The 13,702-nt window shown below is 70.9% G+C and carries 13 protein-coding genes and 1 tRNA gene; 12 read left to right on the plus strand and 2 right to left on the minus strand.

The features are described 5' to 3' along the window. Positions 1–10 precede the first annotated feature (10 nt). Positions 11–631, minus strand: coding sequence for a TM2 domain-containing protein (locus tag FSY66_RS08990; protein WP_144793932.1), 621 nt, complete (start codon positions 629–631; stop codon positions 11–13). A gap of 192 nt (positions 632–823) precedes the next feature. Here FSY66_RS08990 and dusB point away from each other — a divergent pair, with 192 nt between their 5' ends. The 7 genes from dusB to FSY66_RS09025 all read left to right on the plus strand — a co-directional run bounded on the left by dusB (position 824) and on the right by FSY66_RS09025 (position 9,124). Then, positions 824–2,104, plus strand: a complete 1,281-nt coding sequence (gene dusB, locus FSY66_RS08995) for a tRNA dihydrouridine synthase DusB (RefSeq protein ID WP_260853609.1) — start codon at positions 824–826, stop codon at positions 2,102–2,104. A 121-nt stretch (positions 2,105–2,225) separates the two neighbouring features. Then, positions 2,226–3,548: a deoxyguanosinetriphosphate triphosphohydrolase gene (locus FSY66_RS09000; RefSeq protein ID WP_144793983.1), complete on the plus strand. Its 1,323-nt coding sequence runs from the start codon at positions 2,226–2,228 to the stop codon at positions 3,546–3,548. A 210-nt stretch (positions 3,549–3,758) separates the two neighbouring features. Then, on the plus strand, positions 3,759–5,111 hold the full coding sequence (locus FSY66_RS09005; RefSeq protein ID WP_144793935.1) for a NupC/NupG family nucleoside CNT transporter: 1,353 nt from the start codon (positions 3,759–3,761) through the stop codon (positions 5,109–5,111). Positions 5,112–5,285: 174 nt separating this feature from the next. Then, positions 5,286–5,543: a hypothetical protein gene (locus FSY66_RS09010; RefSeq protein ID WP_144793938.1), complete on the plus strand. Its 258-nt coding sequence runs from the start codon at positions 5,286–5,288 to the stop codon at positions 5,541–5,543. A gap of 17 nt (positions 5,544–5,560) precedes the next feature. After that, positions 5,561–6,907: an MFS transporter gene (locus FSY66_RS09015; RefSeq protein ID WP_144793941.1), complete on the plus strand. Its 1,347-nt coding sequence runs from the start codon at positions 5,561–5,563 to the stop codon at positions 6,905–6,907. Between the two features lie 45 nt (positions 6,908–6,952). Further along, entirely contained in the window at positions 6,953–8,941 is a 1,989-nt protein-coding gene (dnaG, locus tag FSY66_RS09020) for a DNA primase (protein ID WP_144793944.1), read from the plus strand. Positions 8,942–9,051: 110 nt separating this feature from the next. Then, positions 9,052–9,124: transfer RNA gene (locus FSY66_RS09025), tRNA-Asn, on the plus strand. Here FSY66_RS09025 and FSY66_RS13115 read toward each other — a convergent pair. Beyond that, the gene (locus tag FSY66_RS13115; protein ID WP_144793986.1) at positions 9,086–9,415 is read right to left on the minus strand and encodes a helix-turn-helix domain-containing protein; all 330 of its coding nucleotides are present in this window, start codon (positions 9,413–9,415) and stop codon (positions 9,086–9,088) included. The two genes, FSY66_RS09025 and FSY66_RS13115, sit on opposite strands and share 39 nt — an antisense overlap. 109 nt (positions 9,416–9,524) lie before the next feature. Here FSY66_RS13115 and FSY66_RS09035 point away from each other — a divergent pair, with 109 nt between their 5' ends. From FSY66_RS09035 to FSY66_RS09055, 5 genes are all read left to right on the plus strand, one after another. After that, positions 9,525–9,752: a helix-turn-helix transcriptional regulator gene (locus FSY66_RS09035; protein ID WP_144793948.1), complete on the plus strand. Its 228-nt coding sequence runs from the start codon at positions 9,525–9,527 to the stop codon at positions 9,750–9,752. Then, positions 9,749–10,621, plus strand: a complete 873-nt coding sequence (locus FSY66_RS09040; protein ID WP_144793952.1) for a helix-turn-helix domain-containing protein — start codon at positions 9,749–9,751, stop codon at positions 10,619–10,621. The genes FSY66_RS09035 and FSY66_RS09040 overlap by 4 nt, the downstream gene beginning before the upstream one ends. An 85-nt stretch (positions 10,622–10,706) precedes the next feature. Further along, on the plus strand, positions 10,707–11,663 hold the full coding sequence (locus tag FSY66_RS09045; RefSeq protein WP_186304522.1) for a DUF2637 domain-containing protein: 957 nt from the start codon (positions 10,707–10,709) through the stop codon (positions 11,661–11,663). Next, positions 11,660–12,757: a helix-turn-helix domain-containing protein gene (locus FSY66_RS09050; protein WP_144793959.1), complete on the plus strand. Its 1,098-nt coding sequence runs from the start codon at positions 11,660–11,662 to the stop codon at positions 12,755–12,757. Before FSY66_RS09045 ends, FSY66_RS09050 begins: the two co-directional genes overlap by 4 nt. A gap of 3 nt (positions 12,758–12,760) precedes the next feature. After that, positions 12,761–13,630, plus strand: coding sequence for an RNA polymerase sigma factor (locus FSY66_RS09055; protein WP_144793963.1), 870 nt, complete (start codon positions 12,761–12,763; stop codon positions 13,628–13,630). The last annotated feature ends 72 nt before the right edge of the window (positions 13,631–13,702 follow it).

A 13,702-nucleotide genomic window follows, 5' to 3' on the forward strand; every position in this document is an offset into this window, starting at 1 on the left:
CGACCGGCGCTCAGAAGGTCCAGGGATCGACGCCCTGCTCGTCGGCGATCTCGCGGCGGATGCGCTCATTCGTCTCCTCGATCCGCCGGGTCATCCTCACTCCGTCGACGATCCACCACACGATGACGGCCAGGGCGGCCAGCGCCGCGACCGCGAGGCCGATCATCATGGGCACCATGCTGGTGCTGCCGGTGTCGTACATGCCCGGGGAGGCGATCATGCCGCCGAACAGGGCGACGAAGACCAGCACGATCAGGCCCAGCTTGAGCAGACCGCGCAGGACGGCGCCGAAGTAGAAGTCATGGATCGGCAGCCCCACGAGGAACGGCCCGCCGATCCAGAGCAGCCATGCCACCGTGCTGTTCTTGGCGCGCGCCGAGTAGCGCCAGGCGGCCTGGACGGCCGCCGGGTCCTGCGGGCCGCCCCAGGCCGGAAGCGGACCGGGATGCGGGGCGGGCGGCCGAGTCGGCGCGGGCGGATAGCCCGCCTCGGGCTGCCCCCAGGACTGCCGACCGGCCTGCTGCCGATCGACGTCCTGCGGGTGATCGCCGGCCCGCCCGTCCCAGGGCTGCGGCGCAGCGGACGGGGTCCTGCCGGAGGAGCTGTCGGGGCTGTTCGGAACGTGGGACACGGCGGTCTCCTGACGGTGGGGCGGCGCGATCGGGGAGTGCGCCGCGGCGAGCTGCTCCCACCCTAGGCCATGCGTTTGCTCCTGTGAACAGCCTGCTGCGGCGGAGGGCAGCTCGCGGGACGGGGCCGTGCGTCGGGAGGCTGTGCCGAAGATCGCCCGATCCCGTGGCCGCGCCTGTGGGAGAATGCCCGGATGACCACCACCGCTGAGCCCCGTGAGGAGACCGCGGCCGCGCCGCAGGAGAAGGTGCCGCCGCGCTCGTCGTCGTTCCGGCAGCCGTTCGGCCCCGGGACCGTCGAGACCTCCTCGGCAGAGGAGGCCGTCACGCTCGATCTGCCGCCGCTGCGGCTCGGAGGGCTCACGATCGACGTCCCGGTGGTGCTGGCCCCCATGGCAGGGGTGACCAACAAGGCCTTCCGCGAGCTGTGCCGCGCGCACGGCGGCGGGCTGTACGTGACCGAGATGGTCACCGCCCGCGCGCTCGCCGAGCGCCGCCCCAAGTCCCTGCAGATCGTCCACCACGATCCTCATGAGACGCCGCGCTCGGTGCAGATCTACGGCGTGGACGCGGTCAACGTGGGCCGGGCCGTGCGGATGGTGGTCGAGGAGGACATCGCCGATCACATCGACCTCAACTTCGGTTGCCCGGTGCCCAAGGTGACCAAGCGCGGCGGGGGGTCCGCCCTCCCGTGGAAGACGGACCTGCTCGAGGCCATCCTCTCCACGGCCGTGAGGGAGGCCGACCGGGGCGGGATCCCGGTGACGATCAAGACCCGCAAGGGGATCGACGACGAGCACCTCACCTATCTCGAGACAGGGCGCATGGCCCGCGATCTCGGCGTCGCCGGGATGACCCTGCACGGGCGGACCCTGGAGCAGCACTACTCCGGCACGGCCGACTGGTCGGCGATCGCCCGGCTGCGCGAGGCGATCCCCGACATGCCGATCCTGGGCAACGGCGACATCTGGTCCGCGGAGGACGCCGTGCGCATGGTGGACGAGACCGGCGTGGACGGCGTCGTCATCGGCCGCGGCTGCCAGGGCCGGCCGTGGCTGTTCGGCGACCTGCAGGCGGCGTTCGACGGCAGCCGGGAGAGGGCGCGGCCCGGGCTGCGGGCCGTGGCCGCGACCCTCCACCGCCACGCTCAGCTGCTGGTCGAGCAGGACGGCGACGAGCGCCAGGGCCTGCGCGAGATCCGCAAGCACGTCTCCTGGTACTTCAAGGGCTACCCCGTGGGAGGCGAGCTGCGCGCGCGGTTGTCGCTCGTGGAGACGCTCGAGCAGCTCGAGGAGATGCTCAGCGAGCTGGACCTCGACCTCCCGTACCCCGGTGCGGCGGTCGAGGGCCCGCGCGGGCGCGCCGGCAGTCCCAAGAAGGCCGCCCTGCCGGATCGCTGGCTCGAGGACCGGCAGATCCACGACGACCAGCGCCTGGGCCTGGTCGACGCCGAGCTCGACATCTCCGGCGGCTGAGCCGCGCCCGCAGGGCGTCGCACCGTCCGGCCGCGACCCCGGCACCGGGCAGAATGGGGGAGTGATGGATGATGCGACCCCCGATGCCCAGCAGGAGCTGCCCCTCGACGGGGTCGCCGAGATGCTCGCCGCCGTCGACCGCACCCGGGAGGTCGAGCCGGGCTACCGGGAGCGCGACATCGAGCGCTGGGTGCGCGAGGATCACCACAACAAGTACCGCTCCCACTTCGAGCGCGATCGCGCCCGCATCCTGCACTCCTCGGCGCTGCGCCGTCTGGCCGCCAAGACCCAGGTCGTCGACCCCGGCGCCGACGACTTCGCGCGCAACCGCCTGACCCATTCCCTGGAGGTCGCGCAGATCGGCCGCGAGATCGGGCGCCTCCTGGGCTGCAACCCGGACGTCGTCGATGCGGCGTGCCTGTCCCACGACCTCGGCCACCCGCCGTTCGGGCACAACGGGGAGACGGAGCTCGACGCGCTCGCCCGGCCCATCGGCGGCTTCGAGGGCAACGCGCAGACCCTGCGGCTGCTCGTGCGCCTCGAGCCCAAGGTCGCCGCCCCGAACGGGCGACCCGCGGGGCTGAACCTGACCCGCGCCGCCCTGGACGCCACCTGCAAGTACCCGTGGCGCGCCTCGGAGGCCCCGCAGCGTCCGGACGGCACGCGCTCGCGGAAGTTCGGGGTCTACGAGGACGACCTGCCCGTCTTCGAGTGGATGCGCCAGGGCGCGCCGGCGCGCACCAAGTGCCTCGAGGCGCAGGTCATGGACCTGGCCGACGACATCTCCTACTCGGTGCACGACGTCGAGGACGCCGTCGCGGCCGGCGCCCTGCGCCTGAGCCGGCTCAAGGACCCCGCCCAGCGGCAGCGCGTGTTCGACAAGACCCGCGAGTGGTACCTGCCCGGGGCCGAGGACGACGAGCTCGACGAGGCCCTGAGCCGGCTCGAGCACGCCCCCGAGTGGATCCCCGAGATGCACGGCTCGCGCCAGGACCTGGCCCGGCTCAAGGACATGACCTCCCAGCTGATCGGGCGCTTCGCGATGTCGGCCGTCGCGGCCACGCGGCGGGTGACCGGCTCCGACCCGCTGACCCGCTACGACGCCTCCCTCGTGGTCCCGCGCGGGACCGACCTCGAGATCGCCGTGCTCAAGGGCATCGCGGTGACCTACGTGATGACCGAGCGGGATTCGCAGACGGTCTACGACCGGCAGCGCGAGACGCTGCGCCTGCTCGTCGACGCGATGATGGACTCCGACGGCCGCTACCTGGCCCCCGAGTTCCGCGGCGAATGGCATGACGTCGGCGACGGCCCCGGTGCGGAGGACCTGCGGCTGCGGATCGTCATCGACCAGGTGGCCTCCCTGACGGACACGTCCGCCGTGCGGCTGCACCACCGGATCCAGGGCACCGACCGGCGCCTGGGCGACACGCCGCTGTGGTGAGGCGGCCGGCGCTCCCGTCGGCGAGCCGAATGCCCAGGGTGCCCCCAGGAGCCGCTCAGCCCGCCTAGACTGCCACCGCATCCGCCACGAGTCGGAGACGCCGCGGGGTCCGCACCCGCTGACGCGCGGCGATGAGCAGGCCCGTCCCGGGAGCACCGCCGGACGGGCACGGAACAGCTACGCGCAGGACGCGGGAACAGGTATGGCACCGTGATCGGAATCCTCTGGGGCATCGGCGGCATGGCAGGCATCCTGCTGATCGCCGTCCTCCTCTCCTCGAACCGGCGGGCGATCAGGATCCGCACCGTGGTCGCAGCCCTCGGCCTGCAGGTGCTGTTCGGCCTCGGCGTCCTGTACTGGCCGTTCGGGCAGCGGATGCTGGCGGCCGTGTCCGACGGCGTCCAGCAGGTCATCGGCTCCGCCAACGCCGGCATCGAGTTCGTCTTCGGCGGGCTGCTGCCGGCCGAGGGCCAGGGCGTCATCTTCGCCCTGCAGGTCCTCCCCGTCATCATCTTCTTCGCGTCCCTGACCGCGGTGCTCTACCACTGGGGCATCCTGCAGTTCGTCGTGAACTGGCTCGGCCGCGGCATCGGCTGGCTGCTCGGCACCCGGCGCGCCGAGTCCGTGAACGCGGCGGCCAACATCTTCGTGGGCCAGACCGAGGCGCCGCTGGTGATCCGCCCGTACATCCCGGGCCTCACCCGCTCCGGGATGTTCGCCGTGATGGTCGGCGGGCTGTCGACGGTTGCCGGCTCCGTGCTCGTGGGCTACTCGCTGCTGGGCGCCCCGCTCGAGTACCTCATCGCGGCCAGCTTCATGGCCGCCCCGGGCGCGCTGCTCATGGCCAAGATCCTCGAGCCCGAGACCGTGCCGGACGAGGAGGCCGATCGCCTCGAGAAGGCGGGGGCCGCCCAGCTGGCGGCCGAGAACGACGACGCCCCGGTCGCGGCGCCCGCCCACGGCGGGGACGACGCGGCCCCCTGGGCCCGCGAGGCCGAGAAGGACGAGGCCGCGGCCGTCGTCGACGATCCGGGCGATGCCCTCAAGCACCGCAACGTGATCGACGCCGCCGCCGCGGGCGCGAGCGACGGCCTGCGCCTGGCGCTGACCGTGGGGGCCATGCTGCTGGCCTTCATCTCGCTGATCGCCCTGCTGAACCTGCTCATCGGCATTGTCGGCGGCTGGTTCGGGGCCCCCGATCTGACCTTCGAGCAGATCCTGGGCTGGGTCTTCGCCCCGATCATGACCATGATCGGCGTGCCGTGGCACGAGGCGGTGGCCTCGGGCGGCTTCGTGGGCCAGAAGGTCGTGGTCAACGAGTTCGTGGCCTTCGCCGACTTCGGGCCCCAGATCGACAGCTTCAGCCCCAAGACGGCGGCGATCACGACGTTCGCCCTGACCGGATTCGCCAACCTGAGCTCGCTGGGCATCCTGCTCGGCGGCCTGGGCAGCCTGGCCCCGGAGCGCCGGCCGGAGATCGCCGAGCTCGGCATCCGCGCGATCCTCGCCGCCACGCTGGCCAACCTCATGAGCGCCGCGATCGCCGGCATCATGCTGGCCTGATCGCGGGCCCGCCCTCCGGCCGGCGGCCATCCGCCCCGGCCGATCGGGCCCGTCGGCTCCCTCGGTAGGATGGGACGCCGACGGGCTCCGTCGTCCCTCCGGACGCCCGCACGGCATCTGCCGCTGCCGGGCCGGCCGGCCCCGTGGCATCACCACCTCAAGGAGCACCAGATCATGGCATCGGCACCGCAGACCCCAGACCGCAGTGCTCCGGCGACCTCGGCGGAGGCGGAGCAGGTCTCCCGTGCCCCGGGGATGATCGCCTCGGCCGTCATCCTGCTGGCGGCCGCCGCGGCGATCGTCGTCCCGCATCTGGTGGAGGTCGCCGTGTGGGTGCGGGTGGCCGGGCTCGTCCTGGGCCTCGTCCTCATCGCGGCCGGGAGCCTCGTGTTCGCCCGGGAGCTGCGCCGCCAGTCCGTGATCCGGCGCTGACGGCGGGTCGAGTCCCCGTGCCCCGCGACGTCCGCTCCCGCCAGATCCTCCGCGGCCGGGCCTGGGTGGCTCCGCTGTGCTGGATCGCCGTGCTGCTCGACGGCTTCGACGCCGTGGTCCTGGGGGCCGTGATGCCCTCGATGATCGAGGACGAGTCCTTCGGGCTGACCGCCGCCTCCGGGACGGCCGTGGCCACCGCAGGGCTGTTCGGGATGATGCTCGGGGCCCTGGGCATGGGCTGGGCCACGGACCGCTTCGGCCGGCGCCGGATGCTGATCGGCGCGGTCGCGATCTTCTCCGTGCTGACCTTCGCCATGGCGTTCACGGACTCGATCGCGGTCTTCGGCGCGCTGCGCTTCCTGGCGGGCGTCGGCCTGGGCGGCTGCCTGCCCACGAGCATCTCGATGGTGACCGAGTTCTCGTCCGAGCGGCGCACGGGCAACGCGACCACCACCGTGATGACCGGCTACCACGTGGGCGCGGTGCTCACCGCCGCGATCGCGATCTGGATGGTCACCCAGGTCTCCTGGCACGCGATGTTCGTCGTGGGCGCCCTGCCCGCGCTGATCCTCATCCCGCTGATGCTCGTCCTCCTCCCGGAATCCCCCGAGTACCTGCTGTCCCAGGGCCGCACCGAGGAGGCGCGGCAGGTCGCCGAGCACTACGGCATCGACTTCCGGGCCCGCCTGGAGCGCGAGGAGGCCCTGGCCCGTGCCGGGGCCGCCGGGGAGCAGGGGCCCGCCGGCGCGGGGCTGCTGCTGTCCGGGCCGTACCGGCGCAACACCGTGATCCTGTGGGTCGCCTCGTTCATGGGCCTGCTGCTGGTCTACGGGCTGAACACGTGGCTGCCGCAGATCATGCGCGCGGCCGACTACGACCTCGGCAATGCCCTGGGCTTCCTGCTCGTGCTCAACATCGGCGCGATCGTCGGGCTGATCATCTCCGGGCGCGCGGCCGATCGGTTCACCCCGCGGGTGGCCGGGATCGTGTGGTTCCTCGGGGCGGCCGTGATGCTCGCGGCCCTGGTGATCCGGCTGCCGCTGGGCGGGATCTACGTCATGGTCTTCATCACCGGCTGCTTCGTGTTCTCCGCCCAGGTGCTGGTCTACGCCTTCACGGCCGCCAACTACCCGGCCCGGGTGCGGGCCACCGCCCTGGGCATGTCGGCCGGCACCGGGCGACTGGGCGCGATCTCCGGGCCGCTGCTGGGCGGCGGGCTGCTCTCGGCCGGCCTGGCCTACCCGTGGGGGTTCTTCGCCTTCGCGCTCGCGGCCCTGATCGGCGGCGGGGCGCTCACGGCCACGCGCACCCTGGAGGCCGACGACGGCCGGACCGTCGTCCACGGCGAGCCGGCCCGGGACTGAGGGGCTGCGACCGAGGGTCTCCGGTGCCGGCCGTAGGATGGAGCGGTGGCCGGACTGATCAAGCGCGAGGACATCGACGAAGTGCGCTCGCGGACCGACATCCGCGAGATCGTCGAAGGCTACGTCACGCTCAAGTCCGCCGGCATCGGCTCCTACAAGGGGCTGTGCCCGTTCCACGACGAGCGGACGCCCTCCTTCCACGTGCGCCCGCAGTACGGGACGTACCACTGCTTCGGGTGCGACGAGTCCGGCGACGTCATCGCGTTCGTGCAGGCGATGGAGCACACGACCTTCGCGGAGACCGTCGAGCGGCTGGCCGCGCGCATCGGCTACGAGCTGCACTACGAGCAGGGCAGCGGGCCGGACAAGGCCACGGTCGGGCGCCGACAGCGGCTGCTGGACGCCCACAAGGTCGCCGCCGAGTACTTCCAGGCCCAGCTGCGCACGGCAGCGGCCCGCGAGGCGCATCGGTACCTGGGCCAGCGCGGCTTCTCCCCGCAGGACGCCGCCGACTACGGCGTGGGCTACGCGCCCCAGGGGTGGACCCGGCTGCTCGATCATCTGCGCAAGCGCGGCTACACCGAGGAGGAGCTCGAGGCCACGGGCATGTTCTCCTCGGGGCGCAGCGGGCTGATCGACCGCTTCCGCGGGCGGCTCGTCTTCCCGATCCGGGCCATCGGCGGGGAGATCATCGGCTTCGGCGCCCGGAAGCTCTACGAGGACGATCAGGGCCCCAAGTACCTCAACACCCCCGAGACCCAGCTCTACAAGAAGTCCACGGTGCTCTACGGCATCGACAAGGCCAAGCGGCAGATCGCCCGCCAGCGCCAGGTGGTCGTCGTGGAGGGCTACACCGACGTGATGGCCATGCACCTGGCCGGGGTCCCCACCGCGGTGGCCACGTGCGGCACGGCCTTCGGCGCCGAGCACATCAAGGTCGTGCGCCGCTTCCTCTCCGACGACGGCTCCGGCGGGGAGGTCGTGTTCACCTTCGACGGCGACGAGGCCGGGCAGAAGGCGGCCCTGCGCGCCTTCGAGGAGGACCAGCGGTTCATGGCCCAGACCTTCGTGGCGGTCGAGCCGAACGGGATGGACCCGTGCGAGCTGCGCCTGGCCCGCGGCGATGCGGCCGTCCGCTCGCTGCTCACCGCCAAGCGCCCGCTGTTCGAGTTCGCCATCCGGGCGGCCATGAAGCGCTACGACCTCGAATCCCTCGAGGGCCGCGTCCAGGCCATGCGCGCGACCGCCCCGATCGTCGCCCGGATCCGCGACACCACGCTGCGCCCGGCCTACGCGCGTCGGCTCGCCGGCTGGCTGGGCCTGGAGGTCCCCGACGTCGTGCAGGCGGTCGAGATCGCGGCCCGCGCCGATGCCCGGGGCGACGGCAGGGGCGCCCGTGGAGCGCAGCAGCGCACGTTCGACCGGCCGGTCGACGACTCCGGCGGTCCGCCGAGCGGCGGCCCGGGGACCGGTCGACCGGGGCCCGGCCGGCCGGGCGACGAGGACCTGCCCCAGGACGACGAGTCCGCGCAGCCGCCGCGCATCGAGTGGCCGGATCCCCGGGATCCGCTGCTGCGCACGGAGAAGGAGGCCCTCGAGGTCGTCGTGCAGGTCCCGCACCTGCTGGGTCCTGCGGAATGGCAGCAGTTCGCCGAGGCGGAGTGCGCGCACCCCGTGCACACCGCGATGCACCGCGCCGTGACGCAGGTGCTCGCCGGGGTCGGGGCGGATCAGGCGATCACCCCGGGGCGCGGCTGGATCGAGGCCGTGCGCTCGGCGCTGCCGCAGGAGCTGCACGGCTACCTGGCGGGGCTGTCCATGCGCGCGCTGCCGGCCTCCTCGGAGCAGCAGCTCGAGCGCTATGCGACCGGGGTGATCAACCACCTGTTCGACCGGCAGATCAACCGCCGGCAGGCGGATCTGCGCGCGGAGCTGCAGCGCACCTCCTCCGTCGAGCAGCCCGACCGGTTCCGCGAGGTCAGCCGGCAGCTGCTCGATCTGGAGGCCCGCCGCCGCGAGCTGCGCCCGGCCTGACCGGGGGCCGGTGCGGGGCGGGGTCGACCGCCCCGGTGCAGGGCGCGTGTTTTGCGCGGCCCCGGGGGAGCGGGTATGGTGTCTGTCTGTTGCACGCGCGGCGTGCGCATTCCCCCGTAGCTCAATTGGCAGAGCATTCGACTGTTAATCGAAGGGTTGCTGGTTCGAGTCCAGCCGGGGGAGCCCTCCAGCCCCCGTGGTGACCAAGTCACCACGGGGGCTTTTGCGTGCCTGCGCAAGATCGGGGCCGAGCAATTCCAAAAGGGAGATGTCGAGCCAGTCTGCGATCTCCATCAATTCCGTGATCGAGAACGGGCGCTCTCCACGCATGCGTCGGGATGCTGCACTTCTTGCCAGCCCTAGGCGGGTCGCCATCTGCGACTGACTTACGTCGCGTCGACCGAGCCAGGCGCGGACCTCGTTTCCGACGAGGACGGCACGGGGATCCAGGGGTTCTGTGGTCTCACTTGTCATGGACCCACTGTACCCACAGCAGGGCAGAACGTCCGAAAAATGGTCCTGTGTCCCGCTGAAAGGGACACTCTTGTTGACATAGCATCCCGCTCAGCGGGACAGTGTCCCCATGACGAAGCAAAAGCGACTCGCCCTGGCCATCCGCTCTCGGATGGCCTTCTGCGAGATGACACAGGCCCAGCTGGCGGCGCGGATCGAGATGGGGCGGACCTCACTTTCTGCGCGACTCAACGGAGATCGGGAGTTCTCGTACTCGGAACTTGAGTCAGTGGCTCAGGCGCTGGATCTGAGCCTGCGGGATCTGCTGCCGGCAGACGAGAAGGAGGCGCAGCCATGAGCACGACGACGATGACGACGAACCCGCAGCCACTGAACGAGACGGATGCGCGCGAGCTGACGAACCAGATCGCAGAAGGACTGGCTGATGTCCACGCGCTGATCGTGCAGGCCTGGGAAGGCCGCGTGTGGGAGCCGCTGGGCTTCGAGACCTGGGACGCCTGGATCGATGCGAACTTCCGTGGCCTTCAGCTGCGCCCGCCGCGTGAGCAGCGCGACGAGGTCATTCAGTCCATGCGCGAAGCCGGCATGAGCATGCGGGCGATCTCACAGGCCACGGATCTGTCGTACAGCACGGTGCAGCGTGTCGCGCCGGCAGGTGACCCAAATGGGTCACCTGAGGAGTCCTCGAACGTCGTGGGCCTGGATGGCAAGTCCTACAAGAAGCCCAAGAAGCCGGTTCCGACAGCGGAAGACGCTGCCGAGTTCGCTGACGTCTCCCTAGATGGGCTCGGGATCCCGGTGGTTGATCCCTCAAACCTGCCTGGAGCGGATGACGGTCACGTGTTCTCGGGCGACGTCCTGGACCCGGAGCCGGTCTCCGGCCAGGAGTCGGAGCCGGCGGAGTCTGCTTGGTGGGAGGAGCCGCGACAGGCGCTGCTCGAGGCTGAGTCTCGTTGCGCGGCGCTGCTGAGGCAGCGCAAGGCGGAGCCGCGCCTGACTGAGGATCCGCAAGACCCGGGGCCGACGCAGCTGACGATGGCAGCGGCGCGGACCGTACTGGCTGCTGGCGGAGTCATCGTCGATCTGGGTGTCACCGACCTGGATGGCGAGTCGCAGGAAGCACTGCGCCGTGTCTTGGGGACCGTGATCGAGTCCCTGGACGGTGTCATCGGGGATCTGGAGGAGGCTGATGATGACCAGGCCTGAGCGCACAGAAAACGATGCGCGCCCGGGGGCATCCGGACGCGCATCTCATCAGCAGAAAACCCGAGATTCAGAAGGATCAACGCTGGTGAGCGACACGGTAGCACCGACCCCGCCCCGCACATCGCGAATCGACCCGGACACCCGGGGCGTCCAGTGGATCGTCGTGGGTCTGGTCGGGCTGCTGGGGCTGACTAGCTTCGCGGTGAGCTTCCGGGCGCTGCATGACGTGGCGGCATGGGCGGGCATCGGCCCGGGCCTGCAATGGGCCGTGCCGGTCTTCATCGACGGCGCGATCCTCACCTATGCGCTGGCGGTGCTGGTGCATCGGTCACGTGGTGAATCCGTGTGGCCGTCGTGGACATCCTTGGCGGTGTTCACTGCGATGTCGGTGGCTGCGAACGCGGCGCACGCTGTGGCTGTGCCGCAGCAGGTGTGGTGGCAGACCTGGGTCGGTGCGTCCCTGGCTGCGCTGGCCCCGCTGGGGGTCTTCGCGGCGACCGAGCAAATGGCCCGTCTGGTGGTGCTGCGCCCGCAGGACCGGCAGGCCCCGGTGGAGCCTGTGGAGGCGCCTGAAGACTCGCTGTCCGTCCCAGTGGCCTCGCCTGAGCCGTCGCCGCAGGTGGGACAGGCAGCACCCGTACAGGCCCCAGTGGAGGCTGCGGGGCCGACCCTGGGACCGGAGGCCCCTGCTGAGGTGCCGGCACCTGAGCCTGCCCCCGAACCGGAGCCGGAAGCCCCCGTCGAGCCTGAGGCTCCTGCCGAGGTGCCGGCACCTGAGACGGAGCCGGAAGCCCCTGCCGAGGAGCCTGCAATCAAGACCGCGCCGGTGGCACAGGTGCGCCCCGAGCGTGCGGCTGAGGAACCTGAAGGTCCGTCGGAGGATGACTTCACTGAGTGGGTGCTCGGGCGTCGTCGTGCCGGTGAGCCCGTCACGGGGTCGACTGCGGGCAGCTTCCTGGGCGTGTCTGAGCGCACGGGGCGCAACCGGATCAAGGAGCTGCGTGCGGCGCGGCCTGAGCTGTTCGAGGAGGACGCAGCATGAGCATCAGGGCGATCTCGTGGGCGTGGACGCAGCAGGTGAAGTCTTCGCAGAAGCTGGTGCTGATGGCCCTTGCGGACAGCGCTGACGACTTCGGGGAGGCCCGGGTCTCGCAGTCCTTCCTGGCATGGAAGACCGAGTACAGCGAGCGGTTCGTGCGCAAGGCCATCACGGAGTTGGAAGAAGCCGGTCTCATGACGCGGGTGCGCACGACTCGGCGCGACGGAACGCGCGGCGTGGATGGTCTCGTGCTGCACCTGGAGAAGGCCAGCTCCAAGGCCGCCTGGGGCGGTCTCAGCGAGGTGCGCCGGCAGCTGCGAGAGCAGGTGTCGCAGCGCGGTCTGCCTGCCGGTGAGGACTTCGGCCCGGATCTCGTGGCCGAGCAACCGGAAGGTATCGCGCCCAGTCAGAGCCACCGGAACAACGTGCCGGTGGACGAAGCGCCGCCTGTGGATAACTCCGTTTCGCCTAGTGGGAACCACCGGAACAACGTGCCGGTAGAGGGGTCCTACCGGAACACTGTTCCGGTCCTACCGGAACGACGTGCCGGTAGTGACCCTCGCGGACTCTCTACTACGCGCGCGCCCGTCTTTTATCCATCATCATCATCCGTGCCCGAGGACGGGCCTGTGGATGATGATCGACCGATGACGATGATCGAGGATCATCCTCAGCAGCCGACTCCGGCTAGCCGTCCGAGCCAGCACCGAGGCGTGAACGTCGCTCGGTTGCGGATGGAGCACGGGGCCGCCGTCGGGTCGTGGCCGGAAGCTGTCTGGGTCGCGGTGGTGGATCTCGTGCTCAGCCGGGCTCGCGGGGCGGTGAGCCGACCGCAGGCTTTCGTCAGCCGAGCGATTGAGAACGATCACGGCGTGATGATCGAAGCTGCCGAGGCCGTCGGACAGCTCGAGGACGTCTTCCGCGCCACGGCGCAGCCTGGCCCCGGGCAAGTGGCTCAGCCGGTCGTCCCGGCAGCTCGAGCAGCCGTGTCGACGCGTCGGGTGTCGTGCCCGGTCCACCACACGGATCACCTGGAATCTCACGAGTGTGGCGGTTGCCGAGCCGACCGGCTGGCACAACGGTCCGAGGAGGGCTGAACGATGGCAGGACTGGACAACCCGCAGCAGACCGCTGGTCGGCTGGTGGCAAACTCGCCGGAGGCGTGGCAGGCCGTGCTGGAGACGATGGAGGCTGTTTCCCCGGTGATTCGCTCAGTGCTGGGGCCGGCTGGATTCGGCTCCGAGGCCGAGGACATCGAGCAGGAAACGATCATCTCGGCGGTCAAGGGCATCGGTCGCTGGAGCGCAACGGAAGGGCCGCTCGTGGCCTGGGTGACGATGATCGGCAAGCGTCGAGCCATCGACTTCATCCGCCGTCAGAAGCACATGAGCCGCACGGCGGTGGTCTTCGCCGGGCAGGGCGGAGACGAGGACGACGCTCAGGTGATCGACGTGGCCGAGGCCTCGTTCGAGGAGCAGTTTCTGGACCGGGAGGAGGCCTGGGCGACTGTGGAGTCCGTGCTGGGGCAGGTGCAGCTGCTGCTGCGCAATCGCGAGACCGTCGCTCGGGCCCTGGTGGTTCTGGTGCGCTGCGACGGCGACGTAGCGGAGGCCTCGCGGTTGATGGGCCTGCCGGAGCCGATGCTGCGTGAAGCGCGCCGGGAGACCGTGCGCATGGCCCTGGTTGTGCGCAATGCGCTGCGGCTGCACGACGGTGGTGGGAAGGTCGGAATGACCGAGCTGTGGGCCTGCCTGCCTGACGGGGTCGGGTCGTGGACACGGGTTGTCGCGGTCGAGGTCGCGAAGGCCGGCGGGGTCGAGCGCGTGCGTGCCTCGGTCGTGGCGAAGACTTGGGGCTGGAGCGAGTCGACGGCTCGGCAGCGGATCGCGGACACGCTGTGGCTGCTGTCCGTGGCGCGGACGCTCGGCGAAGGCGGGCGAATCATCCCGCAGCAGAAGGTGGCTTGCTGATCCGGACCAGGGACTGCCGCACGGATAGGTGACATCTGATCTGGCTTGCCCGGAGGGCGGCCTGGAAGGATG

It is taken from the genome of Kocuria palustris (assembly GCF_007666205.1).
In the GTDB taxonomy this organism is placed as follows: Bacteria; Actinomycetota; Actinomycetes; order Actinomycetales; family Micrococcaceae; genus Kocuria; species Kocuria palustris_A.